23 protein-coding genes are annotated in these 26,334 nt (G+C 70.2%); 11 read left to right on the top strand and 12 right to left on the bottom strand.

Translation table 11 applies throughout. The features are described from left to right. Window positions 1-87: 87 nt before the first annotated feature. The 3 genes from ABZ664_RS24885 (at window position 88) to ABZ664_RS24875 (ending at window position 6,118) form a co-directional block, all read left to right on the top strand. A complete protein-coding gene (locus ABZ664_RS24885; protein WP_362514542.1) occupies window positions 88-2,457 on the top strand; it encodes a Tex family protein in 2,370 nt (789 codons plus the stop codon). Between the two features lie 889 nt (window positions 2,458-3,346). Then, complete coding sequence (locus tag ABZ664_RS24880) at window positions 3,347-4,750, top strand: ricin-type beta-trefoil lectin domain protein (protein ID WP_362514539.1); 1,404 nt, start codon at window positions 3,347-3,349, stop codon at window positions 4,748-4,750. Between the two features lie 45 nt (window positions 4,751-4,795). Beyond that, window positions 4,796-6,118: a family 16 glycosylhydrolase gene (locus ABZ664_RS24875; RefSeq protein WP_362514536.1), complete on the top strand. Its 1,323-nt coding sequence runs from the start codon at window positions 4,796-4,798 to the stop codon at window positions 6,116-6,118. A 254-nt stretch (window positions 6,119-6,372) separates the two neighbouring features. Here the strand turns inward: ABZ664_RS24875 and ABZ664_RS24870 are convergent, their stop codons facing one another. The 3 genes from ABZ664_RS24870 to ABZ664_RS24860 form a co-directional block, all read right to left on the bottom strand. Beyond that, window positions 6,373-7,815, bottom strand: coding sequence for a WGR domain-containing protein (locus ABZ664_RS24870; RefSeq protein WP_362514533.1), 1,443 nt, complete (start codon window positions 7,813-7,815; stop codon window positions 6,373-6,375). A 67-nt stretch (window positions 7,816-7,882) separates the two neighbouring features. Beyond that, window positions 7,883-8,539 carry a DUF998 domain-containing protein gene (locus ABZ664_RS24865; protein WP_362514530.1) on the bottom strand — a complete coding sequence of 219 codons (657 nt, stop codon included), beginning with the start codon at window positions 8,537-8,539 and terminating at the stop codon, window positions 7,883-7,885. 223 nt (window positions 8,540-8,762) lie between these two features. Continuing rightward, complete coding sequence (locus tag ABZ664_RS24860) at window positions 8,763-9,437, bottom strand: hypothetical protein (protein WP_362514528.1); 675 nt, start codon at window positions 9,435-9,437, stop codon at window positions 8,763-8,765. 135 nt (window positions 9,438-9,572) lie between these two features. Between ABZ664_RS24860 and ABZ664_RS24855 the strand changes: the two genes are divergently transcribed. Both ABZ664_RS24855 and ABZ664_RS24850 read left to right on the top strand, forming a co-directional pair. Next, window positions 9,573-10,736: a sensor histidine kinase gene (locus ABZ664_RS24855; RefSeq protein ID WP_362514525.1), complete on the top strand. Its 1,164-nt coding sequence runs from the start codon at window positions 9,573-9,575 to the stop codon at window positions 10,734-10,736. Window positions 10,737-10,761: 25 nt separating this feature from the next. Continuing rightward, entirely contained in the window at window positions 10,762-11,403 is a 642-nt protein-coding gene (locus tag ABZ664_RS24850) for a response regulator transcription factor (RefSeq protein WP_362514522.1), read from the top strand. A gap of 157 nt (window positions 11,404-11,560) precedes the next feature. Here the strand turns inward: ABZ664_RS24850 and ABZ664_RS24845 are convergent, their stop codons facing one another. The 5 genes from ABZ664_RS24845 to ABZ664_RS24825 are packed head-to-tail and all read right to left on the bottom strand — an operon-like array spanning window position 11,561 to window position 16,391. After that, entirely contained in the window at window positions 11,561-12,724 is a 1,164-nt protein-coding gene (locus tag ABZ664_RS24845; RefSeq protein ID WP_362514519.1) for a 4-hydroxybenzoate 3-monooxygenase, read from the bottom strand. A 48-nt stretch (window positions 12,725-12,772) separates the two neighbouring features. Continuing rightward, complete coding sequence (locus ABZ664_RS24840) at window positions 12,773-13,519, bottom strand: IclR family transcriptional regulator (protein ID WP_362514517.1); 747 nt, start codon at window positions 13,517-13,519, stop codon at window positions 12,773-12,775. Between the two features lie 57 nt (window positions 13,520-13,576). Next, a complete protein-coding gene (locus ABZ664_RS24835) occupies window positions 13,577-14,014 on the bottom strand; it encodes an SRPBCC family protein (RefSeq protein ID WP_362514514.1) in 438 nt (145 codons plus the stop codon). Window positions 14,015-14,037: 23 nt separating this feature from the next. Further along, window positions 14,038-14,943 carry an aminoglycoside phosphotransferase family protein gene (locus ABZ664_RS24830; RefSeq protein WP_362514512.1) on the bottom strand — a complete coding sequence of 302 codons (906 nt, stop codon included), beginning with the start codon at window positions 14,941-14,943 and terminating at the stop codon, window positions 14,038-14,040. Further along, window positions 14,943-16,391, bottom strand: coding sequence for a helix-turn-helix transcriptional regulator (locus tag ABZ664_RS24825; RefSeq protein ID WP_362514509.1), 1,449 nt, complete (start codon window positions 16,389-16,391; stop codon window positions 14,943-14,945). The genes ABZ664_RS24830 and ABZ664_RS24825 overlap by 1 nt, the downstream gene beginning before the upstream one ends. A gap of 230 nt (window positions 16,392-16,621) precedes the next feature. Between ABZ664_RS24825 and ABZ664_RS24820 the strand changes: the two genes are divergently transcribed. Beyond that, a complete protein-coding gene (locus ABZ664_RS24820; RefSeq protein WP_350945285.1) occupies window positions 16,622-16,906 on the top strand; it encodes a hypothetical protein in 285 nt (94 codons plus the stop codon). Window positions 16,907-17,226: 320 nt separating this feature from the next. Continuing rightward, window positions 17,227-17,964, top strand: a complete 738-nt coding sequence (locus ABZ664_RS24815; RefSeq protein ID WP_362514506.1) for a glycosyltransferase family 2 protein — start codon at window positions 17,227-17,229, stop codon at window positions 17,962-17,964. A 77-nt stretch (window positions 17,965-18,041) separates the two neighbouring features. Here the strand turns inward: ABZ664_RS24815 and ABZ664_RS24810 are convergent, their stop codons facing one another. Together ABZ664_RS24810 and ABZ664_RS24805 are read right to left on the bottom strand one after the other, a co-directional pair. Next, window positions 18,042-18,407, bottom strand: coding sequence for an STAS domain-containing protein (locus tag ABZ664_RS24810; RefSeq protein WP_362514503.1), 366 nt, complete (start codon window positions 18,405-18,407; stop codon window positions 18,042-18,044). A gap of 88 nt (window positions 18,408-18,495) precedes the next feature. Beyond that, a complete protein-coding gene (locus tag ABZ664_RS24805) occupies window positions 18,496-18,870 on the bottom strand; it encodes an STAS domain-containing protein (protein ID WP_362514500.1) in 375 nt (124 codons plus the stop codon). Between the two features lie 98 nt (window positions 18,871-18,968). Here ABZ664_RS24805 and ABZ664_RS24800 point away from each other — a divergent pair, with 98 nt between their 5' ends. Beyond that, window positions 18,969-20,210 carry a hypothetical protein gene (locus ABZ664_RS24800; protein ID WP_362514497.1) on the top strand — a complete coding sequence of 414 codons (1,242 nt, stop codon included), beginning with the start codon at window positions 18,969-18,971 and terminating at the stop codon, window positions 20,208-20,210. A gap of 445 nt (window positions 20,211-20,655) precedes the next feature. Here the strand turns inward: ABZ664_RS24800 and ABZ664_RS24795 are convergent, their stop codons facing one another. Then, entirely contained in the window at window positions 20,656-21,996 is a 1,341-nt protein-coding gene (locus ABZ664_RS24795) for an APC family permease (RefSeq protein WP_362514494.1), read from the bottom strand. A gap of 133 nt (window positions 21,997-22,129) precedes the next feature. Here ABZ664_RS24795 and ABZ664_RS24790 point away from each other — a divergent pair, with 133 nt between their 5' ends. Continuing rightward, window positions 22,130-22,525, top strand: coding sequence for a hypothetical protein (locus ABZ664_RS24790; protein ID WP_362514492.1), 396 nt, complete (start codon window positions 22,130-22,132; stop codon window positions 22,523-22,525). A 505-nt stretch (window positions 22,526-23,030) separates the two neighbouring features. Here ABZ664_RS24790 and ABZ664_RS24785 read toward each other — a convergent pair. Continuing rightward, window positions 23,031-24,311 (bottom strand): glycosyltransferase family 4 protein, encoded by a 1,281-nt coding sequence (locus ABZ664_RS24785; RefSeq protein ID WP_362514489.1) that lies wholly within the window; start codon window positions 24,309-24,311, stop codon window positions 23,031-23,033. A 35-nt stretch (window positions 24,312-24,346) separates the two neighbouring features. Between ABZ664_RS24785 and ABZ664_RS24780 the strand changes: the two genes are divergently transcribed. Then, the gene (locus tag ABZ664_RS24780; protein ID WP_362514486.1) at window positions 24,347-25,204 is read left to right on the top strand and encodes a PIG-L family deacetylase; all 858 of its coding nucleotides are present in this window, start codon (window positions 24,347-24,349) and stop codon (window positions 25,202-25,204) included. A 54-nt stretch (window positions 25,205-25,258) separates the two neighbouring features. Beyond that, window positions 25,259-26,320 carry a lysylphosphatidylglycerol synthase transmembrane domain-containing protein gene (locus ABZ664_RS24775; RefSeq protein WP_362514482.1) on the top strand — a complete coding sequence of 354 codons (1,062 nt, stop codon included), beginning with the start codon at window positions 25,259-25,261 and terminating at the stop codon, window positions 26,318-26,320. Window positions 26,321-26,334: the final 14 nt, after the last annotated feature.

Here is a 26,334-nt window from a genome sequence, read left to right as displayed (position 1 = left end):
TCTCGGGTGATTCATCCCTCCGGCTCTCCGGGCCGGCAGGGGGGTGAGGCGGTAACTTGGGACTGCCATCACAGAGGAAGAGAGATCGTGACCACGTCTATTCATCAGCGGATCGCCGAAGAGCTGGGTGTGCGCGAGCGACAGGTGAGTGCGGCGGTGGACCTGCTCGACGGCGGGGCCACCGTGCCGTTCATCGCCCGCTACCGCAAGGAAGCCACCGAGATGCTCGACGACACGCAGCTGCGCATGCTGGAGGAGAGGCTGCGTTACCTGCGGGAGCTGGAGGAGCGGCGCACCGCGATCCTGGAGTCGATCGACGCCCAGGGCAAGCTCGACGACGCCTTGCGCGCGCAGATCCTCCTCGCCGACTCCAAGGCCCGCCTGGAGGACATCTACCTCCCGTACAAGCCCAAGCGGCGGACCAAGGCGCAGATCGCGAGGGAGGCGGGGCTCGAACCGCTCGCCGACGGCCTGCTCGCCGACCCGTCGGTCGATCCGCGGGCCGCGGCCGAGGCGTTCGTCGGCGAGGGGGTGGCCGACGCCACCGCCGCGCTGGACGGTGCCCGCGCGATCCTGGTCGAGCGGTTCGGCGAGGACGCCGACCTCGTCGGTGAGCTACGCGAACGGATGTGGACGAAGGGCCGCCTCCTCGCGGCGGTCCGCGAGGGCAAGGAGGAGGAGGGCGCCAAGTTCTCCGACTACTTCGACTTCGCCGAGCCGTTCACCAAACTGCCCTCGCACCGGATCCTGGCGATGTTCCGCGGCGAGAAGGAGGAGGTTCTCACCCTCACCCTGGAGCCTGAGCAGGAGCCAACCGGCACCTACGAGGGCCGCATCGCGCACCGCTTCGGCATCTCCGACCGGGGAAGGCCCGCCGACGCGTGGCTGGCCGACACGGTCCGCTGGGCCTGGCGCACCCGCATCCTCGTCCACCTCGGCATCGACCTGCGGACGCGCATGTGGCAGGCCGCCGAGGAGGAGGCGGTACGCGTGTTCGCCGCGAACCTGCGCGACCTGCTGCTCGCCGCGCCCGCGGGGAGCCGCGCGACCATGGGGCTGGACCCCGGGCTGCGCACCGGCGTGAAGGTCGCGGTGGTCGACGCGACCGGCAAGGTGCTGGCCACCGACACCGTCTACCCCCACGAGCCGCGCCGCCAGTGGGACCAGTCGCTGGCCACCCTCGCCACGCTGGCGAAGAAGCACGGCGTGGAGCTCGTCTCGATCGGCAACGGCACCGCCTCGCGCGAGACCGACAAGCTCGCGGGCGAGCTGGTCAAGCTGGTCCCCGGCCTGACCAAGATCGTGGTGTCCGAGGCCGGGGCCTCGGTCTACTCCGCCTCCGCGTTCGCCTCCCAGGAGCTGCCCGGCATGGACGTGTCGCTGCGCGGCGCCGTCTCGATCGCCAGGCGGCTCCAGGACCCCCTCGCCGAGCTGGTGAAGATCGATCCCAAGTCGATCGGCGTCGGCCAGTACCAGCACGACCTCGCCGAGACCAAGCTCTCCCGCTCTCTCGACGCCGTGGTGGAAGACTGTGTGAACGCGGTCGGCGTCGACGTCAACACCGCCTCCGCGCCGCTGCTCACCCGGGTCTCCGGTATCGGCTCCGGGCTCGCGGAGAACATCGTCCAGCACCGCGACGCCAACGGGCCCTTCCGCTCCCGCAAGGCGCTGAAGGAGGTGCCGAGGCTCGGCCCGAAGGCCTTCGAGCAGTGCGCGGGCTTCCTGCGCATCCGCGACGGCGACGACCCGCTCGACACCTCCAGCGTGCACCCGGAGGCGTACCCGGTGGTGCGGCGCATCCTGAAGAGCACCGGCGGCGACCTCGCGTCCCTGATCGGCAACGGTACGGCGCTGCGTGCCCTGCGCCCGCAGGAGTTCGTGGACGACACCTTCGGCCTGCCGACCGTCACCGACATCCTCGCCGAACTGGAGAAGCCGGGCCGCGACCCGCGTCCGGCCTTCAAGACCGCGACCTTCAAGGAGGGCGTGGAGAAGATCTCCGACCTCAAGCCCGGCATGCTGCTGGAGGGCGTGGTCACCAACGTCGCCGCCTTCGGCGCGTTCGTCGACGTCGGTGTGCACCAGGACGGCCTGGTCCACGTGTCGGCGCTGTCGCACACCTTCGTCAAGGACCCGCGCGAGGTGGTCAAGCCCGGCGACATCGTCCGGGTGAAGGTGCTCGACGTCGACATCCCGCGCAAGCGCATCTCGCTCACCCTCCGCCTGGAGGACGACGTCAAGCCCTCGGGGCCCCGTGGGCCGCGCGACCAGCGTGACCAGCAGGGTGGCGGCGGGCAGCGCCAGGGTGACGGCGGCGGCAGGCGCGGTGGCGGCCAGGGACGCGGCGGCCAGGGCGGCGGACAGGGACGCGGCGACCGGCAGCGCAACGCGCCGAGCGGCGCGATGGCCGACGCCCTGCGTCGCGCGGGGCTCGACGGCTCAGGCGGCAAACGCTAGATATCCGCAGGCCCCGCACACCCGCGGGACACATCGCCGGGGACCGGCACGCGACGCCGTGTCCCCGGCGCGAGACGTCCCCGGCGCGAGACCGACGACCGGGGACGCCGACCCCGTTCACAGACGACGGGCCCTCGCCGACCCCGGTCCCCGCTCACAGCCGGCGGCCCCTCACCGGCACAGGCCCCGCTCGCGGACGGCGGCCCCGCAGGGCGCGACCCCGGGTGTCCGCGAACGAGGCCGGAGGAGTACACACCCCGTCCTGAGCGTCGCCGCATCGGGTCTCTCGCACCCCCTCCGGCACCCACCCGAGATTTCCTGACAGGGGATCCTGACAACGTAGAGCTCTGGAACGTTCCTCTCAGGGCTTCTACCGTAAACAAACTTTCCATTTTTTCCGAGAGCTCACAGCGGTCCGCACGAACATGAGACCGGTGCTGTGATGCTTTTTTTACTGCTTGTATTGACCAAGGAACGAAGTCTGTCCTAAGGTCCGGGCAAGCGAGAGCCTGCCGCGAAGGGACCTCCATGACTCGCTTTCCTGACGCCGTGTGGCGGCGGGCGCGGTGGCCGCGCCCCGCTCCACCACCCTGACAACACCCCTTCACGAACGGGGGGCACACCGACCGCCTCCCGCCCGTGAGGGCTCCCGTTCTCCCTGCCGTATCCGTCGCGGCAGGGCCCAGGACGCGCCGAGCGGCGCGTGCCGCCGCATGGCGACCCATTTCAGGGACGCCGTACGGCCGCCCGCGAAAGGCACGCTCTCCGCGTCCGGCACCGCCCGCATGTCCCCCGCTCGTACGGGTCGTGAGGTCACGCGCACGTCACGTCCCCGCCCGGGCGTGACGTCACCCGCACGTCGCCTCCCAAGACGGAAGGAAATCCGCGCATGGACACAGGACAGCCGCCTCCCCGGCGCCGTCGCATGTCGCTCCCGGCCACTCTCGGCGGGATGTTCACCGTCGTCGTTCTCGCCCTCGCCGGCGTGACCACCGCGTCCCCGGCCGCCGCCGCCACCGGGCAGATCACCGGCATCGGCGGCAAGTGCGTCGACGTCGCCGCGGCCAACACCGCGAACGGCACCCCCATCCAGCTGTATGACTGCAACGGCACCGCGGCACAGCAGTGGACCCGCAACGGCGACGGCACCGTGCGCGCCCTGGGCAAGTGCCTGGACGTCACCGCCGCCTCCACCGCCGACGGAGCGCAGATCCAGCTGTACGACTGCAACGGCACCGCGGCACAGCAGTGGGCCTACAGCGCCGCGAACGACCTGGTGAACCCGGCCGCCAACAAGTGCCTGGACGCCACCGGCCAGTCCAGCGCGAACGGCACCCGCCTGCAGATCTGGACCTGTGGCGGCACCGCCAACCAGAAGTGGAACGCCCCGAGCGACGGCGGCACCACGCCCCCGCCGGCCGGCAAGATGGCCGGAGCCCCCTACCTCTACATGGGCTGGGGAAACCCGCCGAGCCCGGCAACGATCATGAGCACCACCGGCGTGAAGTCCTTCACCATGGCGTTCATCCTGTCCAGCGGCGGCTGCAACCCCGCCTGGGACGGCTCAAGGCCGCTGACCGGCGGCGCCGACCAGGCCGCGATCAACCAGATCAAGGCCGCGGGCGGCAGCGTCCAGGTCTCCTTCGGCGGATGGTCGGGCAACAAGCTCGGCCCGAACTGCTCCACCCCGGCCGCCTACGCCGGAGCGGTGCAGCAGGTGATCAACGCCGTCGGCCCCGCGGTCGTCGACTTCGACATCGAGAACACCGACGAGTTCGAGAACTACACCGTCCAGGACCGCATCCTCAACGGCCTGAAGATCGTCAAGCAGAACAACCCGAACGTCAAGATCGCCGTCACCTTCGGCACCGGGGTGAACGGCCCCACCTCGGCCGGTGTCCGCCTGATCAACCAGGCCAAGGCGCTCGCCGTGCCGATCGACAACTACACGATCATGCCGTTCAACTTCGGCGCCTCGAACATCTACAACGCCACCGTCAGCTCCTCGGAGGGGCTGAAGAACGCGCTCAAGGCCGCCAACGGCTGGACCGACGCGCAGGCGTACGCCCGTATGGGCATCTCCGGCATGAACGGCCTGTCGGACCAGGGTGAGCTCACCACCACCCAGGCCTGGACCCAGATCCGCGACTGGGCCAGGTCCAAGGGCCTGACCCGCTTCGCCTACTGGGCGGTCAACCGCGACCGTCCCTGCCCCGGCGGCAACGCCTCCTCCGAGTGCAGCGGCATCTCCCAGCCCAACTGGGAGTTCACCCGCATCACGGCCGGCTTCTAGACCGTGACCCCCCTCCAGCGGACACCGGTTCGAAAGGAACAGCCGATGATCGTCACCAGCCCGGCACCCCCTACCGGCCCTCGCCCCTCGCGGACGCGGTTCGCGCGGATCGGCGGCCTCCTCGCCGCGACACTCCTCGCCCTCGGCTCCGCCACGCTCGTCCCCTCCCAGGCGGGGGCCCAGGCCACCGCCGTCCAGAGCGCCACCCAGCAGGCCCTCGCCGCCCCGGCCCCCGGACCCCTCGTGTGGTCGGACGAGTTCAACGCGGCCTCCGGCACCGGCCCCGACAACGCCAAATGGCGCCGGGACGTCGGCGGCGGAGGCTGGGGCAACAACGAGCGGCAGTACTACACGTCCGGCAACGAGAACATCGCCCACGACGGCGCGGGCAACCTGGTCATCACCGCCCGCAAGGGCAACCCCGCGGGACACGGCTGCTGGTACGGCTCGTGCGAGTACACCTCGGGCAAGCTGACCACCGCCGCGACCTTCACGCGCGCCTACGGCCGCTTCGAGGCGCGGATGAAGCTCCCCAGGGGCAAGGGCATGTGGCCCGCGTTCTGGATGCTGGGCACCGGAGGGGCCCAGTGGCCCGCCAACGGTGAGATCGACATCATGGAGAACGTCGGCAGCGTCCCCGGGCAGGTGCTCGGCAGCCTCCACGGCCCCGGCTACTCGGGGGGCAACCCGCTGAGCGGCAGCTACAACCTCCCCGCCGGCCAGGCCTTCGCCGACGCCTTCCACACCTTCACCGTCGACTGGGAGCCCGGCGCGGTGACCTGGTACGTCGACGGCGTCCAGTACTCCAGGAAGACCCCCGCCGACACGCGGGGCAACCCCTGGGTCTACGACCACCCGTTCTTCATGATCCTCAACCTCGCCGTCGGCGGGAACTGGCCGGGCTCGCCCGACGCCTCGACCACCTTCCCCCAGCAGCTCACCATCGACTACGTCCGCGTCTACGCCCCGCCGACCGGCGGTGGCCGTACGGGGCAGATCACCGGCATCGGCGGCAAGTGCGTCGACGTCGCCGCGGCCAACACCGCGAACGGCACCCCCATCCAGCTGTACGACTGCAACGGCACCGGCGCACAGCAGTGGACCATGGGCACCGACGGCACCGTGCGCGCCCTGGGCAAGTGCCTGGACGTCACCGCCGCCTCCACCGCCGACGGCACCCCCATCCAGCTGTACGACTGCAACGGCACCGCGGCACAGCGGTGGGTCTACAGCGGGGCCCGGGATCTCGTGAACCCGGCCGCCAACAAGTGCCTGGACGCCACCGGCCAGTCCAGCGCGAACGGCACCCGCCTGCAGATCTGGACCTGCGGCGGCACCGCCAACCAGAAGTGGAACGTCCCGTCCTGACCCGCTCCGGCGCGGGCCGGAACCCTCACCCTCGGTTCCGGCCCGCGCCGGGCTTGTCCCGCTGTCGTCGGCCTGCCCGTGACGGGTCCTCCCCGTCCTCCCGATCCGCTTGAGACGCCTCGGAAAGCGTGCTCGGTATCCGACATTCCCGGGTGAGAAAAGCTCCCTCGATACTCCGGAGACGCCAGGGCGGCCCGGCGCCTCGCGGCACTATGACAAGATCCCGTCTGCTTGACGAACGTCCGCCCGGCAGCTCAGAGCAGGCGCCTGATGTCTCCGTACGCGCGGTAGAAACCCCCGCGCTCGGAGAATCGGACGCCCTCCACGAGGTAGCGGGCCCCGGCCTCTCTGACGCCCTTGGGGAACTGCACGTTCCGCCGCGCGTCGTAGCCCTCGCTGAGGACCCGCACCCGGAGTCGCTCGCCCTCGCGGAAGCACTCGAGCACCACACCGTCGCCGGTGTCCGGGACGCTGTCGAACACCACGGTCTCCAGCACGGCGGTGGGCTCCACCACCGCCAGCCCGGCGGACGCCTTGACGTCGACGGCCTCGGGGAGGGTGCCGTCCTGGGCCGCCCTGATCGCCTCCTCGGTCGCGTCGATGCAGGCCAGGGTGCCGTCGGTGGTGACGATGTAGAGGCGGTCGTCGAGATACTGCATGGAGAAGGCGGAACCGCAGCCGGTGGCCAGCTTCCACAGGCGCTCGCCGCTCTGGTCGAAGCAGTAGATCGAGGAGTGGTTGTCTCCGGCGAAGACGTACCGGCCGCCGGGGGCGGTGGCGCAGGAGAAGACGGTGGCGTCGCAGCGGTAGACCGCCTGGGAGGCGCCGTCGGACTTGCGCAGGCGGTGCACGGTGGAGCGCGAGGTTCCCGCGTAGACCGAGTCGGCCTCCTGCCAGCCGAAGAGCACCGCGCCGGTGAGGGGCGTCTCCCAGACCGGCGCTCCGTCGGCGGCGTCGTAGCGGGCCACGCCGGTGGAGTGGCCGTGGTAGACGGCCTCGTCGTCGCAACGGACCATCCAGGCCGAGTCGCCCCTGCCCTTGCGCGCCCACTGGAACTCGTCCTCGTGGTCGATGGTGGTGATCCGCCCTGCCCGGTCGGAGACGCCGAGCACGCCGTCGTGGATGTCCAGCCAGTAGATGTCGACGTCCTCGGCGATCTCGTACGCGACCCTGGGAACCTTGCCGCCGAGGTCGTAGACCTTGCCGTCGTCGGCGCCCGCGTAGATCCAGAAGTCGTCGCCGACGATGCACTTGACCCCGTCCGGCAGCTTGAAGCGGCCGGTGACGGTGCCGCCGTGGGTGACGGTGTAGACGTCGCCGCGCTGGTTGCCGACCCAGCAGCGCTCGGAGTCGACGAAGATGCCGAACGCCGCCGCGCCGCTGGCGAAGCGCCACAGCACCGGCGCCTGGGTGGCCGTGGAGCGACTGCTCTCCACGCTGCGCCGGGTGACCGTGCGGCGCTGGCGCACTCCCTGGACCGCGGGGGCGTACCCCCTGCGGACCTTCTCGTTGATCTTCTTCGCGGCGGCCGCCTCCGCCTTCGCCTCACTGGCGAACGCCGACGCCTTGGACTGGCCGGACTCGCCGATGCGGCCGTACCTGATCGTCACCTCGGTCCCGTCGACCACGACCTCGTAGAACTTGTGCGAGCTTCCGCCGTCCTCGGACAGTTCCAGGTAAGTGCTCCGCGCGGCCATGCTCCACCTTCTCGATCGATCGACTTTCCGGGAGCGTAGGGCAGCCGTACGACAAACCGGGAACGGGTCAGGCGCGGGCGGCCGCCGGGAGCGGACGGCGGACGCGTCCGCGCCGGGCACCGGCCACCATCCCCAGCATGGCCAGCACCGCCACCTCGAAGCCCACCACCAGCCGCTGGGTCACCCCCGCGGGGATGTCGTCGTTGGCCAGGTCCACGCCGAACATCCGCACCGCGTACGGGAGGACCACCAGGACCAGCACGCCCATCGCGGCCAGGCTGAGCAACCGGACCGCGCGGGCGTACGGGCTGGTCGCGTACCGCCTGGCGAGGAGCAGCCCCGCGATCGGCATGGTGAGGAAGGCCACGAACGCCGCGTACCTGTGGATGCCACCTGACATCGAGAGCGGCACGCCGGGCTCGTCGGTGGGGAAGGCTCCGATCAGCAGCATGCACAGGCCCCAGACTCCGACCAGCAGTGCCACCGCGCGGTCCTCCCCGCGCCGGGCCAGCACCGCCCCGATGATCGTCGCCGCGGCGGCGAAGAGCGTGAGCGACAGGGGCAGCAACCAGCCGTCCGCCTCGAACGCGTACTCGCTGATCACGGTGTGCACCGGATCGAGGCCGGTGACCACGTGCAGCCCGAGCATCGCGGCGGCCCCGGCGCCGATCGCCGCGTAACCACCGAAGACCATCGCCGACCCCGTGAACGCCTGACTTCCCATGCCTCAACGATGGCGACGACCAGGATTCCGGAATATCGGAGAGAGCCCTCCGACATCCCTGAACGATCCCGTAGGGATGTCGGGGCCAGGTAGCGCCGTCCTCCCCGGCACGGCCCCCGCCCCGCCTGCCTGACCTGCGGGAAAACCTCCGATGGTAGGGCGGCCCTCATCAGGGTCCCCCTCGGGGTGAGCCCCCGCGAGCGCGCCGCCCGCCGGGAAGCGGTCACGCGACGACCGGTGCGCGGGACGGGCTCCACTCCTCGTCGCTCATCCGGATCATCGCCACGCCCACCGCGCCGAAGACGACCAGCAGGAGAAGCGGGCCCGAGTAGCCGAGCAGCGGGTTCCACAGCCGCGCGCCGATCACCCAGACCACCAGCCCGGCGAACACGCCGGCCGGGAACCACCACCCGGCCCGGCCCGCGCGAGTGTACGCCACGGCCACCAGGACCAGGCCGAAGAAGGAACCGGCCATGCCCGGGATCTGCCAGGCGAAGATCAGCGCGGGCTGTGCGGCGTCCTGCAGGATCCTCGTCGCCGTCTCCTCGGGGAGCTGCTGGTAGAGCACGATGTCGAAGAAGTCGGAGATCATCAGCGAGGAGAAGTTGATCAGTCCGATCACGGCGGCCACTCCGGCCAGGTGTGCGAGGACGACCCCTCTGCGCCGGACGAGGTGAACCATGCCGATCACCCCGGGCACCCAGAGCACCCAGGCGTAGTGCAGGAGCGTCGCGCTCACCCCGGCCGCCCCGGGGTTCTCCGCGTAGCCGAGGGTGTCCTCGACCCCGAACTCCAGGGGATCGACGATCATGCCCAGCAGCAGGCAGAGGGGGGCGAGGATGAGGCTGACGCCCGCGACCCCGCGACGGAACGCGTCAGGATTGGTGAGTGTGAACATGGCTCGAAAACTACGTACCGCGCCTTTCAGCATCATCAAGGCCTGCCATGACCCGCAATCAGCCCAAAGAGGGATGTCAACCTCCTTTCCCACCCCTTACCCTCACGCCATGCCGCACCTCCCTCCTCCCGCGTCATGAGCCGTCGTTTACCGCCCACCGCCGTCGACTGGCTGATCGCGGCGGTGATGGCCGCGTTCGGGCTCACCGAGGAGCTCAGCGCGCGCACGTCGGCTCTCGACCACGAACAGTCCTCGCTGTGGCTGGTCACGGTGATGGTCGCGGCGGCCCTGGTGCTCGTACGGCGCCATGCCCCGTTCACGGTCCTGACCGTCTACTCGCTGGCGAGTGCGGCGAGCTTCGCGTACTTCGGCGACCTCGCCGCGGCCTGGCAGTTCTACACCCAGCTCGTCCTGCTGTTCACCCTGGTCAGCGAGATTCCCCCGCGAGACCCCAGGACCGTGCTCGGGCTCGTGGTCACCGGACTCTTCGTCGGGTCGATGATGCTCACCGTCGACCACCCCTTCGGCCCCGGGGACATGGCGGTGGCCGTGGTGATGACCTCCATCGCCGGCGGAACGGGCTTCGCCGTGTGGCGGCACCGGCAGGTCGCGGTCCAGGCGCGAGAGCACGGCGAGTTGCTCGCCCGCGAGGCCGTGGCCGAGGAGCGCACCCGGATCGCCCGCGAACTGCACGACGTGGTCGCCCACAGCGTGAGTGTGATGGTCATGCAGGCCGGCGCGGCCAGGCTGATGCTCCGCCCCGACCAGCTGGTCGAACGCGAGACGCTCGCCCTGGTCGAGGAGGCCGGCCGCGAGGCGGTCGAAGAGCTGCGCCGCATGCTCGGCCTGCTGCGCACCGACTCCGGCGAGGACGGGCTCGCCCCGCAGCCCAGCCTGGCCCGGCTGGAGGACCTGATGGAACAGGTACGCGCCGCCGGGCTGGAGGTGAAGCTGACCGTGCGGGGCGAGGCCCGGCCGCTCCCGGCGGGGCTGGAGCTGTCGGCCTACCGCATCATCCAGGAGGCGCTGACCAACACGCTCAAGCACGCGGGCCCCGCACGCGTCGCGGTCACCGTCTCCCACCTGCCGCGTACGCTCAGCCTGGAGGTAGTCGACGACGGCCCCGAAGACGGCCACATCGGACTCCAGGGCGCCGGGCACGGCCTGATCGGCATGCGGGAGCGGGTCGCGCTCTTCCACGGGCGGCTCGCCACCGGGCCTCTGAGGGGCGGCGGTTACGGCGTCAGCGCCTCGTTCCCACTGGCGGTGCGGGCCACCGGGGAAAAACCCGCCGGTTGAACGGGAGACCGTGAAGGAGTGCCGAATGACCATCACCGTCGTACTGGCCGACGATCAGGCCATGATCCGCCGCGGGCTCCGGCTCATCCTCGGCACCCAGCCGGACATCCGGGTGATCGGCGAGGCCGCCGACGGGCGCGAGGCCGTGGAGACGGTCAGACGCCTCGGCCCCGACCTGGTACTGCTCGACATCTCGATGCCCCGCCTGTCCGGCATCGCCGCGGCCCGCGAACTCCTGGCCGACCAGGACCCGCCCAAGGTCCTCATCCTGACGACGTACGACACCGACGAGAACCTCGACGGGGCCCTGCGCGTGGGGGTGAGCGGCTTCCTGCTCAAGACCTCGCCGCCCGAGCAGCTGTTCACCGCGATCCGCACGGCGGCACGTGGCCTGGGCGCCCTGGACCCCGCCATCACCGCCCGGGTCATGGCGGGCTATGTGGGCACCTCCCCCCTCCCTTCGGCCGTCACCCCGCGGGAGCGGGAGGTCCTCACCCTGATCGGCCGCGGCCTGAACAACTCGGAGATCGCCACCACCCTCTTCGTCGCCGAGTCCACGGTCGGCACCCACGTCAACCGTCTGCTCGCCAAACTCGCCCTGCGCGACCGCGCCGAGGCGGTCAGGTACGCCTACGAGCACGGCCTCGTCCGCCCCGGCGAGCGCTGAGCCCGGCGGGCGGAAAACGCCCTCCCGCCGTCACCCCGGAGGCGGACGTCGAACAGCCGGGACCGCTCCCCCTCCGGACCGCGACAGGTCGTACCGACAGGGAGGCGGAGCAGGCAGCCTGTGGTGAGGTGACGCGGGTCCGTGAGGGGGCGAGGGCTCAGGAGTCGAAGGGCAGGCCGACGTAGTTCTCCGCGAGCGTGGTCGCGGCGGCCTCCGAGGAGGTGACGTAGTCGAGGTGGGAGGTCTGCAGGCGCCGCCCGTAGGGGTCGTCGGCGTCGAAGGTGTGCAGCAGTGTCGTCATCCACCAGGAGAAGTGCTGGGCGCGCCAGACGCGCCTGAGACAGTCGGCGGAGTAGGTGTCCAGCAGCCCGGTGGAGCCCTTGGTGTAGAACTCCTCCAGTGCCCTGGTCAGCAGCCGGACGTCGGCGACGGCCAGGTTGAGTCCCTTCGCCCCGGTGGGCGGCACGATGTGGGCGGCGTCCCCGGCGAGGTAGAGGTTGCCGTGGCGCATCGGCTCGGCGACGAACGAGCGCATCGCCGACAGGTCCCTGGAGATGATCGGCCCCTCGGCCAGCGTGAACCCGGGTACCGTCTCCAGGCGTGCCCGCAGTTCGGCCCAGATCCGCTCGTCCGGCCAGTCGTCGAGCGAGGCGTCCGGCGGCACCTGGAGGTAGAAGCGGCTGATCTCCTCGGAGCGCATGCTGTGCAGCGCGAAACCTCGGTCGTTACGGGAGTAGATCAGCTCCTCGGACGACGGCGGGACCCGCGCGAGGATGCCGAGCCAGGCGAACGGATAGTCACGCTGGAAGACCGACAGGACGCCCTCGGGGATCGACGTCCGCGAGACGCCGTGGAAACCGTCGCACCCGGCGATGACGTCGCAGTCGAGGCGCTCGCCCCTGAAGGTGAGGTAGGGGTCCTTCTCCAGCGAGTGCAGCGCGACGTCGGGGACGTCGAAGAGGATTTTCCCGCCGTCGGCGAGCCGCCGGGCGATGAGGTCCTTGACGACCTCCTGCTGCCCGTAGACGGTGATGGCCCTGCCGGGGACCAGCCTCTCGAACGCGATGCGATGCCCGGCTCCGCCGTAGCGCAGCTCGATGCCGTGGTGCGGCAGCCCTTCGGCGCGCATCCGGTCGCCGACCCCCGCCTCGTTGAGCACGTCCACCGTGCCCTGCTCCAGCACCCCGGCCCGCACGCGCTGTTCCACGTACTCCCTGCTCCGCGCCTCCAAAACCACCGAGTCGATGCCCCGCAGGTGCAGCAGATGGGAGAGGAGCAGCCCGGCGGGTCCCGCGCCGACGATCCCGACCTGAGTTCGCATGCGTCGAGCATCCCGTACCGTCCGCTCGCGCATACCGCCTTCTTCCGCTCAGCGGAAAGCGGCGACGAGGTCGCGGGAGAGCGCGGCGGCCGCGGTCAGCACGGCCGGTGCCAGCCGTCGCGGATCGGCGGTGTGCCGCCAGGCCACCAGCGACAACGCCGCCACCACCCGGCCACCCGCGCCCCGTACCGGCACCGCGACCGAGCAGGTGCCGACCGACATCTCCTCCTGCGTGCAGGCGATCCCGGTCCTGCGGACCTCCTCCAGCTCACCGCGGAGCCGCGCCGGGTCCACCACCGTGTTCGGCGCGTGCGAGGTGAGCCCTCCGGCGAGCACCCGCTCCACCGTCTCCGGGTCCGCGAAGGCGAGCAGGACCTTTCCGACCCCGGTCGCGTGCAGCGGCAACTCCCCCGCCACGCGCGAGACGACCGGCACGGAGGTGGGTCCGCGCAGTCGCTCGACGTACAGCGCCCGGTCGTCGCGGAGCACCGCGAGCTGCACGTTCTCGCGGGTGGCGGCGTAGAGGTCCTCCATGTACGGCAGGGCGAGCTCGCGCAGCTCCCTCGGCTCCGCGGCCTGGGCGCCGATCTGCCACAGGAGCATCCCGATCCGGTAGGAGCCGTCGGGGAGCCGCTCCACGAACCCGCCCTCCGCCAGCTCCTTGACCAGCCGGTGTCCGGTGGCGGGAGGCAGCTCGGCGCGACGGCAGATCTCGGTGAGTGTCAGCCGCACGTCTCCCGGCAGGAACGCGCCGAGGATGGCCATGACCTTCCCGGTGACCGTGGGCGCCCTCACACCTCCCACCCTAGATCCTCACCCGCCGCCCCCACGGCGGCGATCGTGAAGGGGAGCCTAGGAGGCGAGGCGGGCGGCGAGGATCCCGGCGCGGGCGAGCTGCACCTCGCGGGCCTTCTTCGCGGCGTAGCCCAGCATCGGCCTCGCCCAGGCGTGCACCACGAGGATGTCCTCGACCTCGGTGCCCCCGCCCTTCTCGCTGAGGGTGAACCGGTAGTCCAGGCGCACCCCGCCGGGGCTGTCGACCTCACCCTCGACGGTCCGCGGCGTGCTCCGCAGCGTCACCTTGATCATGTTGTCGTATTTGACGAGGCCGAAGAACCTGAACCGTTCCACCGAGGTGTAGCGGGTCTCCGACTCTCCCTGCTCGACGTCCTTGACCGCGACCACCATCGGCGAGAGGCCCACGTAGCTCTGCGGCTGGCTCAGGTGGGCACGGACCGCCGCCGCGGTGTTCTGTACGTGGAAGGTGTTGCGCAGTGTGACCTTTGGCATCTTGTGCCCCCGTTTGAAGATTTTTACTGGGAGACACTAACGGGTTCGGCCATGTACCACCGGGCATGTTGCTCACCTCGGGTGAGGGAATTCAGTCTTCGGGGAAGCTCACGCCGGGAGAAGGGGTCGGCGGCGGCGTTGCGGATGTGGATGCCCACCGCGTAGATGTCCCTCACCTCCATGAGGGTGGAGTATCCCGGCCAGGAACGCAGGTCGCTGCCGTACGCGTCGGCGAAGGCGTCCACGTCGGCGGCGGTCAGGCCGAAGCGCCGCTGGCCGTGGTAGGTGTGGACCAGGTCCCACTCGCGAGGCCCGACCGCGACGCCGTCCCAGTCGCAGAGCACCACGTGTCCGTCCGTGCAGCGCAACAGGTTGTCGATCCACGCGTCGCCGTGCAGCAGCACCGGCGAGTCGTCCATGCCGAGATCCGACCAGCGCTCCGTCAGCTCCGCGATGCGATCGCGCAGCCACGCCCGCTGGCAGGGGGTGAGCTCTTCGGAGCGGTCCACGGCGCGACGTACCTCGCACAGCGGGTCGACGAAACGCCGCAACGCCACCGGCGGCACCGGCAGCAGGTGCAGGCTGCGCAGGATCTCGCCCAGCTCCGTGGTGGTGGGACGACCGCTCGCCGGGACGTAGTGCCAGAAGGTGACGACCCTGCCCTCGTGCACCACGGGCTGCTCGGAGATCTCGTCGGCCGGGCGCACCGCGGGGAACCCCTGCTCGGCGAGCCAGCGGGCCACCGCGAGGACGAGCGGCAGCCGGGTCAGCGCGTTGGGAGCGGTGGCGATCCTGACCACGATCTCACTGCGCAGCTTGAAGACGGCGTTGCTGCGCACCCTCAGCAGCTCCGCGTCCCTGTGGTCGATGCCGAGGTTCTCGCAGACCTCCCGCAAGACGGTGAACGCCTCCTCGGCGAGCGAGTTCATCAGCTGACCGGCGCCGCGCCGGTGACCAGGTCGTTCAGACGTCGCACCGCCGCCGCCCTGTTTCTGGTCTGCGGCACCTCCGACAGCAGCGCCTTCGCGCGGTTGAGCACGATGGAGGTGCGGTGCTCCAGCGGAACCTGGAGGAGTGCCTTCTCGGCCAGGTGGCAGGCGTCCTCGACCTTGCCGTCGCGGACCAGGTGCGCGGCCTGGTCGAGCAGGAGGAGGACCGGGTCGATCGCGTACGGCACCGAAGGTCCCGCGGGCCCCGGGTTCCAGACGACGTCCTCGCCGAGCTCGATCAGGGTGCCGATCCTGTAGAACTGCAGCCGCCGCTCGGAGAAGCGGAAGGCCAGGTGGTCGTGGCCCTCGGGAGGCATCTTGGCGAAGATGCGCTCCGCCTCGGCCAGCGCGACCCTCGCGGCCTTGTGCTCGCCCATTCGTGCCAGCGCCCGCGCCTCCGCCGCCGCGCCGAGCGCCGCCGGGGAACTGGGGGCACTGCCGGCGAGCATCCTGGCCTCGCGGGCGAGCCGCACGGTCTCGGCGAGGTCGCCGTAGTAGTAGGGGAGCATCGCCTGCTGTGCCCGGACGAGGGCGCGCAGCCGCACGTCGCCCATGTCGTCGGAGGCGTTGCGCGCGGTGCCGTACCAGGCGTGGGCCTGGCGGGTGTCGCCGAGCTTCATCAGCGCGTCGGCCGAGAGCAGCGCCAGCATCACGGTGGCGTTGAGCAGGCGGCGCTGGGCCATCGCGGGCTGGCGGGCCAGCGAGAGCATCCGCACGTCCGACAGCTCCAGCATCAGCCGGTAGAGCATCGGCACCGGCGCGCTGCTGATGTATTCGCGCCGGTAGCGCAGCACCTGCTCGTCGAGCCGGTCGAGCTGCTCCTCGGAGACGGTGGAGACGGCGAGCGTACGGTCCAGGTCCTGGCGGGTCCGCTCGACCTCGGCGAGCAGCCGGCCGGTCATCACCGACCGCGAGCCGAGCAGCGCCTGGTGGAACAGTGCGCGCCGCTCGATGTCGTCTTCGGACCGTTCCCGCTCCTCCGTCTGGTACGGCGCGCGGCCCTCGCCGCCGGAGACGACCACGACCTTGGCGCCCCCGCCGTCCTCGCAGTAATCTCCGGCCAGGCCTAGCCTGACGGCGTTCGCACGGTAAAGTCGAGCCAGTAGATCGATGGTCTGCGGGCGCGGCCGTGCCCGGTTGTTCTCCCAGGCGTTGAGCAGGTCGATGCTGGCCCGCGCCTCGCCCAGGTCCTGGCGCTCACAGAGCTCCTCCAGCTCCTGAACGGACTGCCTGGCCGACCAGCCCCTGGCCAGTCGGTGTGCCTTGAGCAGGCTCACCCCGCAGCAGCCGTGAATGGCCTGCGCGGTCTGCCAGTGGGTCCACTGCCTGGACGCCGCCTGCTCGCGCCAGCGTCGCGCACATGCCGGCGAATGCTCACCTCGGGCCACGGCGCCCCTCCCGCTTGCTGTTTACACAACATTAACAAGCGCGCACCTCAGCGTAAACGCAGCCGTGCGCGGCATTCCGTTTATTCGCGGTTTCCCCACGGAACATCCACGACTTTCCGGTCTATTCCACTGTTCCCAGCGGGGGTTGCGGAGGGACCGATTGCCTCAAGTGCCGCAAAACCGCACTCTGCAGAGAGGCAAGTCACCAGTGTCCGCCAGGAGTGAGCCGGATGATGACAGAGCGCGGCGAGGGCATCGACCACCTGCGTCGGTTGGCAACCCAGTTGGAGGCGCACGCCTTTCAGGTGCGTCTGAGGTCGGCCGCAGGGCTTTATCCACGACTTCATGTGATCAACCCCATGGCCCCGGCCAGGACCGAGGACGTGCTCGCCGCCCACGAGGAGGACGGCGAGTGGTGGTTCTGGCTGTCCTGGGCGGGGCGCATCGGCCATGCGGAGGACGTCGCGACGGCCGCGGAACGTGTGGCCAGCGTTCTTCACGTGATACGAAGATAGGTGATTCTTGGGCCTGGCATGGGTAACACCCGGTGATCAAGCCCAGAATGGAGCGGCACCGTGAAAAGGATCCTGCTCGTACAACGTCCGCGTCCACCCCGTGAGCCGGTGCCACTCGACCTGCGCAGCCCTTCGGGTCGCACGCTCCCCTTCTGACAGCCCTCACGATCCACATCGGGTCGTGCCTCCCCTTGGAACGGTCGGCAAAGAGACCCTCCCGCCACCCCCAAGGGGAGGTCACAAGGCACGATCCTCTGTCACGTGAGGGCTTGCAAGAGGCTTTCAAGTGTTCTGCAGGTGGTGCGTTCAACCCTGTAGCCATGAACAGCGCCCCTTTTCCTTTCAGTGTCAGCGTGGTCGTCCCCGCCATGAACGAGGCGGAGAACCTCCCGCACGTCTTCGCGACCCTGCCGTCCTGGATCGACGAGGTGATCCTGGTCGACGGCAACTCCACCGATGACACCGTTGCCGTCGCCAAGACCCTGCGGCCCGGGCTGCGCGTCGTCCGCCAGACGGGCAAGGGCAAGGGCAACGCTCTCACCGAGGGTTTCGCCGCCGCGACCGGTGACATCATCGTCATGATCGACGCCGACGGGTCCACCGACGGCCGGGAGATCCACTCCTTCGTGACCGCGCTGGTCGAGGGAGCCGACTTCGCCAAAGGGTCTCGCTGTGCCCCCGGCGGAGGCTCGGACGACATCAGCCCGATCCGCTCGCTCGGCAACACGATGCTGACCAAGGTGACCAACCTGCTGTACGGCACCCGCTACACCGACCTGTGCTACGGCTACAACGCCTTCTGGGCCCGCCACCTCGACGCGCTCGACCTCGACTGCGACGGCTTCGAGATCGAGACCCTCATGAACATCCGCGCCGCCCAGGCCGGCCTCGTCATTCGCGAGGTTCCCAGCCACGAGCGCAGCCGCATCCACGGCACCAGCAACCTGCACGCCGTCCGCGACGGCCTGCGGGTGCTTCGCACCATCCTCCGCGAGCGCGAGGGACGCGTCGACGGTGTCCGGCTGCGGCGGGAGCACGCCACCCAAGCCGCCGTCTGACCCGCCGGGGATCGGGCCGATCTTCCGGCGCTCCTCCGCGCCGGTCTTCTCGTTGTCCCCGGGCCGTTCGCGAGGGCTCAGGCCACCTCGAGCGCGTCGGCCACGGAGGGGAGCACCTCGAACACCTGGATCAGGCCGGCGAGGTTGAGACGCCGGGCCAGGTTGCCCTGAACACCGGTGAGGATGACCCTCACCCCTCTGCTCAGGCCCTGGTGACGCACCTGGAGCAGCTCGCCGATCCCGGAGGAGTCGCAGAAGGTCAGGGCGGACAGGTCGAGGATGAGCTTCGGTGAGGGAAGGGAGCCCCACGCTCTTCCCATCTCCTCGCGGAGCACAGACGTATGGTAATGATCAAGCTCTCCGCTCGCCCGTACGACAAGTGTCGTACCGTGCAGCCCGGATGTGGCGGTGAAAACCGAATCCGGCTCATCTCCCACGAACATGACCAACCTTCTGAACCGACCCTTTGCCCAAGCAACCATAACTGTCTCATACGGCGTGGATCGCCCTAGTGCGGAGAAACATGGCCACTCATGTCACCTCGGCAAACGCTTCCACCGCCTCTTCAACCGTACGACGGGCGTCGAACAGGTCGGCCACCCCGAGACGCCTCAGCCGCTGCCTCATCACGGCGGACGGGCCGACGAGGACGAGCGAGCCCGCCAGCCGGCGAACGCGGTTGAGGGCGTACATGAGCACGCCGTACCCGGTGGAGTCACAGAAGGTGACCTCGGTGAGATCGATCACCAGGCGCGGGTGATCCGTCGCTCCCAGCGCGACGTCGGCCTGTTCCTTCAGCAGTGGTGAGGACCCGTAGTCCAGTGCTCCCACCGCGTGCAGGGCGATGAAATTACGGTGTTTGTCGGCTCGAACACGGAGTCTGCCGCCCTCTTCAGCCTTCGACATCGACATCCTCTCCCACCTACGTCCCCGGTGCCCCGGCCAGGCGGTTCTAATCACGCGGAGCACGGCCGGATCGCGAAGGCATGCGGAACAATGGGGGCATGGTGAAAGCGCGCCCGATGGCGGTCATGGTCGTCGGTACGCTCCTGATCGCAGCGTGCGGCGGGGCCCCCGCGACGCCCGAACCCACCGCCGCACCGGGCGGTACCACCTCGCCGGCCCCCGCCTCCCCTTCCCCGGGTTCTCCGAACCCGGCGCCAGGGGCCCCGTCGGCGAGTCAGGCGACCCCGGCGGCGACCGGGGCGGTCGCCGCGTCCGCCGAGTGGACGGCCGTGGGGGGCGCGAACCTGTCGGGCGCGACGGCGTTGCTCGACGTGGTGGCGACCGGGCCCCGTGACGCCTGGGCCGTCGGATACCAGGACAGCGCGGAGGACCGGGAGGGCACGCCCGCCGTCCTTCGCTGGAACGGGAGCCGCTGGAGGGAGATCTCCCTGGGCGACGAGGCCGACGTCCAACACCTGGAGGGGGTCGGCGCGGCCGGGCCCGACGACGTGTGGGTGGTGGGCAACGGCCCGAGCGCGTTCGCCGCACACTGGAACGGGCGGGCGTGGAGCCCGCACCGGCCCTTCGGGGTGGCCGAGGACTACCGACTGGCCGACGTCGCGACAGGCGGCGGCACGTGGTTCGCCGCGAACGGCCCCTCGGGCGCGGTCGTCCTCGAGTGGGCGGACGGCGGTTTCCGCAACGTGCTGACCACCGGGGGCACCTTCGAGGCGATCACCTCCGGGCAGGGGCACATCTGGGCGGTGGGGACGAGCGAGACCCACACCCCGCTGGTCTGGCGCGGCACCGCCGGATCATGGGAGAGCCTGGAGACGCCGCCGGTCCAAGGCGGTCGTCTCAGCGCGGTCTGGCAGGTCTCGCCGTCGGAGGTGTGGGCGGTCGGACGGGTCTCGACCGGCCAGGAGACCGGGTCGGAGACGCGAGGTGCCGAAGGGGCGCAACCGCTCGTCATGCGCTGGGACGGGACCCGCTGGACGCGGGTCGAGGTGCCGGTCTCCCGGGGAGGCCTGTACGGGGTCACCGCCTCCGGCTCCGACGTGTGGATCAGCGGCGTCGACGCCGACCACGCCGGACAGGCGCTCATCCTCCACTTCGACGGCACCGCCTGGTCGCGCGAGTACGGTCCGCTGTTTCGCACCTATGCAGCCACCCAGCAGTACGAGGAGACCGACGACGTGGGCGGCGCCGTCCTGACCCGGGTGCCGGGCAGCGGCACGCTGTGGGCGGTGGGCTCGGTCGGCGTGGGCGACGACGAGAAGGCCTTCGTGCTCCGCCGCTGAGACCTCCGGGATTCCTGAGTCCGCCGACAGCGCCGACACCGCCGCCGACACCGGACCGTCATCGCTCCTGAGGTCGCCGCCGAGGTCGCGAACTTGGAACAAACGGTGTCCCTGCCGGAAACACGGGCCTCCTAGTCTGCGGACATGGCGGACTATTCCTCCCAAACGCCACGACAGAGCCCTCGACGCCGCAGCCGGGACACCGAACGTCAGACCTCCCCCTGCCGGCCCTCGCATCCGCACGACCACGCCGTCCGGCACGTTCGCACCCCGTCCTGCCGGTACGGATCAACATGCGCTTGGTAAAAAATCCGTGAAAAAGTCGGTCAGTTGACGTAGTCTCTCTCAAACTCCAACAAAGAGGGAGTATCACATGAAAAAGGTTCTTATCCTCCAAAAGCCCCGGCCGCCACGGAAACCCATCGCCCTGGACCTCCGCACCCCCTCAGGACGGGCCCTGCCCTTCTGACAGGAACAACCGGTTGACGAACCAGAGGACCACACCGATCACGAGCAGGGCCCCCGCGCGGAGATAGACGTCCGCATCCCTGCCGGTTACCGGCAACGTCAGGACGAGACAGACCACCGCTCCCAGAGCGGGCATCCAGCTCGGCGCCCGGAAGTGATCGTGGTCGACACGGTCCTTACGGAGGACCAGCACGGCCACGTTGACGATCGCGAAGACGCACAGCAACAGCAGCACCGTGGTGTCGGCCAGGTCGCCCATGTCACCGGTGGCGACGAGCACCGCCGCGACACCCACGGTGAAGACGATCGCCACCCACGGGGTGGACCTCGTCGAATGGACCGTCCCGAAGATCTTGGGCACGATTCCCTCACGCGCCATGCCGTAGACCAAGCGCGAGGCCATGAGCATGTTGATCAGCGCGGTGTTGCCCACCGCGAGCAGCGCGATGAGGGCGAACAACTTGGGCGGGAACGCCAGCCCGGCGACCTTGACGACCTCCAGCAGCGGACCGGACGAGTCCATCAGCGTTTTGGTGTCGACCAGCATGGTCGCCGTGAACGCGACCCCCAGGTAGATGACCGCCGCGATGATCAGGCCGCCGAAGAGCGCGCGGGGAAAGTTCCGCTGCGGCTCCTTGGCCTCCTCCGCGAGGTTGACCGAGTCTTCGAAGCCGAGCAGCGCGTAGAAGGCGAGGGCCGTGCCGCCCAGGATCCCGAGGAAGGCGCCGTTGGCCGGATGGAACTCCAGTGCCCGCGCCGGTTCGCCGTCGCCGGACAGCAGGGCGAAGATCCCGATCGCGATGATCACCAGCAGGCCGAACGCCTCGATGACCGTGAGCACCACGTTGACCTTGATGGACTCGGAGATTCCGGCGAAGTTCACCAGCGTGATCAGGCCGAGGAAGATGAACGCGCCGACGACGACCGGCAGCGTGACGAACTCCCCGAGGTAGTCGCCGCCGAAGGCCCGCGCGGCGGCGCTCGCGGAGGTGATGCCGCTCATCAATACCGCGAACGCCACAATGAACGTGACAAAGGGAATGTTGAACGCTTTGTTCGCATAAAGCGCGGCACCGGCTGCCCGGGGATATTTGCCGACAAGTTCGGCGTAGGCGGTCGCCGTCAGCGCCGCCAGCACGAAGGCCACGAGAAAGGGCACCCACAACGCCCCGCCGACATGGCCGGCGACCTTCCCCACCAGGGCGTATATCCCGGCGCCGAGGATGTCGCCCACCACGAACAGAAGAAGAACCCTGCGCCCGATGACCCGCTTGAGCGAGTGCTGACCGGAACCGGGATCGACGATCGCCTCAGCCATGCCCCGCACTTACCCTCGACGGGGGCAAAATCACGTCAGGTCACAGGAGTCACTCCTGTAAGTGTCATGAAAGTGATCCGCAAGGAACCCTGCCTACAGTGCCAACTGTCACGAAATGTAATGAAAGGCAGAAATGTTCCGCGCCCTCTCCTCCCGCCGCCTCGCCGTCGCCGCAGCGGGAGTCGCTCTCATATCGATGACCGCCGCCTGCGGCGGGTCGTCCTCCAACAGCGCGGTCTGCACGGAGGCCGCGTGGTCGAAGCCCTTCTCGGACTTCACCACCGCCGCCACGGCGAGCGCCGGCGATCTCACCAAGTTCAACGACGCCACCGCCAAGCTCGCCGCCGACCTCAAGGCGCTGGCGGCCACCGCCGACGGTGAGGTGGCCACCGCCCTCACCGACCTCGCCACCTCGTTCGAGTCGGTCAAGATCGACCCGAACGACCCGGCCGCGGCCGCGACGGCCGCGACGTCGCTGGCGACGAAGGCCCAGGAGGCGAGCACCAAGCTCGCCGAGGCCTGCGCCTAGACCTCCTGGACGATCCAGGGACCCGTGCCTCCTGGCGACAGGAGGCACTCCGGGTACGGCCGCCGCTCCGCCTGCGGGGGGCAGTGCGGCGCGGCGGCCGTACCGACGATCTTCAGCAAGGCCCCTGCCACCGCACGGCAGGGGCCTCACGCGTTTCCACCCGGCCGCCGCCCGGCCTCACGACGGCGTCCCGCCGGACACCGGCCCTCGCCCCGGTCTCCCGTCCGCCGGCCCTCTCATGCGGGACCCGGCTCTCAGGTCCGGCCGACGCGAGCCTGCTCTTGACGCGCTCCCTGCCTGAAGGCCGGGGATTCAACCCGCGCCGCGCGTTCACGCGGCACCTCTGAGACTTCCTGCTTCGTCGACCTGAGCCACCGCGAGCGGTGGTCTTACCGGGTCTCCACGGGCGTTTAGCGTCTCCGCCCGTCCGGCGGCGACTCGAACACATTACCGCATCGCCCCTGACCTGACGGCGAAACCGCTCAGGTCAGGGCACGCTCGCACCCTAGCGGGCACTCCCGCGCGGACCTTCGCCTCCGGCCTGAAGGCCGGAGCACTGGCCCGCATTCCGGTAGCAGCGTTCGAAGCCTTCGAGCACCGCGGGCCAGGAACTGCGGACGGGCTCGGTCTCCCGGTTGTTCGCCGCGATCGACTCGCGCAACTCGCGGTCGCGGACCAGTCTCGCCACCGACGAGACCAGGTCGTCGAAGGTCCGCCCGAGAAGTCCCTCCTTGCCCGGCCGTACGAAGTCGGCCACCCCGCTCTGCGCACGCGCCACCACGGGCACCCCCGCGGCTCTCGCCTCCAGTGCCGCCAGCCCGAAGGACTCACGGGGCGCGGGGGCGACGAACACGTCCGTCGAGGCGAGCAGCTCGCGGATCTGGTCGCGGCTGTAGCGGCCGGGGAGCGAGACCCAGCCGGTCATGCCGTTCACCCTCAGGTAGCGCTCCATCTGCGACCGGGCCGGACCGTCCCCGACGACGGTCGCCCGCATCGGCGTCTCGGCGGGCACCTGGGCGCGGGCCTCCCGCAGGAGCCGCAGCAACCGGACCGGCTGCTTGCGGGGCGCGAGCCGCCCCACCGCGACGACGTGCACCGGCTGTACCGGGCCGCCTTCCTGATCGGACGGTACGTGATCAATGTCCGGCTCGGACGGCACGTGTCCCGCGGGGGCCGCGGCTCGTACGTCGTCGGCGGGGGAGGCATGGAAAGCCGGAGGGGCAGAGGAAGCCGGGGGGGCCGGGGGGGCCGGGGGAAGGTGCGCCGAGCGCCAGCCGGAGACGTCCAGGCCGTTGGAGACCACGTGCACCGGCACGCCGGGCCCGGCCACCGCGCGGATCGGCAGGGCCGCGGCCTCGCTCACCGCGGTGCCCACCAACCCCCAGCGGTGCCATCCGAACAGCAGCCGCAGCCCCCGGTAGAGCGCCCGCGTGACCGGGTCCCACATGCTGTGCACGGTGACGACCACGGGCAGGCCCGCACGGGTCGCCGCCCGCACGCCCATCCAGGCGAACGGCGAGACCGCCCCCGTGTGCACGTGCACCACATCGGGCCGCCGCGCTCTGATCAGGCGGAGCAGATGTCCCGTGCCGAACGGGTGGACCGGCAGGTCGAAGGGGAGTCTCGCGACGATCCTGTGCACCCCGGGAAGGCTCTCCCCCGGGGTGGCGGTCGCCACCTCGACGTCGTGGCCCGCCTCCCGCTGCGTCCGGATCAGATCGGCGACCTGCACCTCGATCCCGCCGAGGCGCGGCAGGTAACAGTCACTGATGTGGAGGATCCTCACCGTGCCAGCGTAGACCCGCGTGAGATCATGCCTGCGTGCCCCTGAGGGCGCATCCGCGTCGCGCGAACGGAGTGAGCCTGATCAGCAGCGTCAAGACAGCAGTGTTCTTTCATGCCCATCCCGACGACGAGGCCCTGCTGACCGCGGGCACCATGGCGATGCTCGCCGCCGAGGGCCACCGGGTGGTCCTCGTGGTGGCGACCTCGGGTGAGCGAGGCCAGGCCGACCTCGAACCCGGTGAGGCGCTGGGCGCCGCCCGCATGGCCGAGCTGTACAAATCGGCCGCGGCACTCGGCTGCGCCCGGGTGGTGAACCTCGGCTACGGCGACTCCGGGCTCGCCCCCGGCGGCGGGATCGCCGACGACCGGCCGGACGACGCCTTCATCGACGCCGACGCCGAGGAGGCCGCCCGGCGGCTCGCCGCCATCCTCACCGAGGAGAAGGCCGACCTGCTGACGACCTACGACCCCGCGGGCGGCTACGGTCACCCCGACCACGTCCAGGTGCACCGGGTCGGCGGCAGGGCGGCCGAGATCGCGAAGACCCCGATCGTGCTGGAGGCGACCGTCAACCGCGACCCCCTGATGCGGGGGCTGCGGCTCGCGAGGAGGTTCTATCCGCAGCTCGACATCCGGGCCTTCGAGCGGGCCTACTCCCCCGGCGAGGTGATCACCCACCGGGTCTCCGTGCGGCGCTTCGCCCGCCAGAAGCGGGCGAGCATGGCCGCCCACGCCTCCCAGGCCACCGGCGCCGACACCCGCACCCTCGGGGTGATGCTCAAGATCCCCCAGCCTCTTTACCGCCTCGTCTTCGGCACCGAGTGGTATGTCCGCAGGGACGCCCCACTGGGCTCCCGGCTGAGGCACCCCTTCGAAGTTCCTCCCAAAGGATGAGTTCGGTAGCGGCAGACTTGGTCGGGGATATCGAACGAAGAGCGGTCGTGTCGCATGAAGAGCAGGTTGTTCCAGGCCGGGCTGTCGGTCGTGTCGCTGGCACTCGCCGCCACGCTCGTGTTCTTCATGCCCCAGGTCGTGGCGGCCCTGACGGGCAAGCACGTCTCCTGGGCGCAGATCGGCGCGCAGTTCGCCGCGCTGGGTCCGCGGGAGGTCGCGCTGATGACCGTCGTCTGGTTGCTCAGCCTCCTCGCCTACACGTTCGTGCTCACCGCCTCCCTTCCCGGACTGACCCACCTGCAGGCCCTCACGCTGAACGCGGGCGGCAGCGCGGTGAGCAACCTGCTCCCCTTCGGCGGCGCGGCCGGGGTGGCGATGACGTTCGCGATGACCAGAGGCTGGGGGTTTCCCGCGCGGGCGGTCGTGGTCTCCACGCTGACCACCGGCATCTGGAACACCCTGTTCCGCTTCCTGCTGCCCGCGGCGGGCATCGTCGCCCTGCTGTTCAGCGGGCAGTCGCTCAGCCCCACGGTGACGAGGGCGGGCTGGGTGGGTGCGCTCTCCATCCTGGGCCTGGTCGCCGTGGTGACCGTCGCCCTGTACTGGGACCGCGCCGCGAACGTCCTGGGTCGCGGCCTCGACGCCCTCACCCGTCTGCTCCCCCGCCGGATCCGCCCCGGCGAGCACTCCGCCTCCGAGGCGCTGTCCAAGCTGCGGGCCGACACCTCCGAGATCGTGAGGGACCGCTGGGCCGGGCTCACGCTGGGAATGATCTTCTTTCTGGGTTTCCAGTGGCTGATTCTCGTCGTCTGCCTGCAGGCGACCGGCGCCTATCCCGGACTGGCGCAGTCGATCGCCGCCTTCGCCCTGTCCAGGGTCCTGACCACGGCCTTGGTGACCCCCAGCGGTACCGGGATAATGGAGGCCGGAACCATCGGCGCGCTGGTCTTCTTCGGCGCCCCCCTCGACTCCGCCACCGCCGCCGCCCTGCTTTTCGGGTTCTGGACCTACACTGTCGAAATCCCCTTCGGCGGGCTGGCGCTGGGAGCCTGGACCTTCCTGCGCAGGCGTGAGAACGCCGCGACGGCCGCCGAAAAGGAGTCGATCAGCCGCTAGATTGGGAAATACCT

It is taken from the genome of Streptosporangium sp. NPDC006930 (assembly GCF_040635605.1).
Taxonomy (GTDB): Bacteria; Actinomycetota; Actinomycetes; order Streptosporangiales; family Streptosporangiaceae; genus Streptosporangium.
The sequence above is the reverse complement of the archived record's forward strand: the minus strand, read 5'-3'. Positions and strand labels throughout refer to the sequence as shown.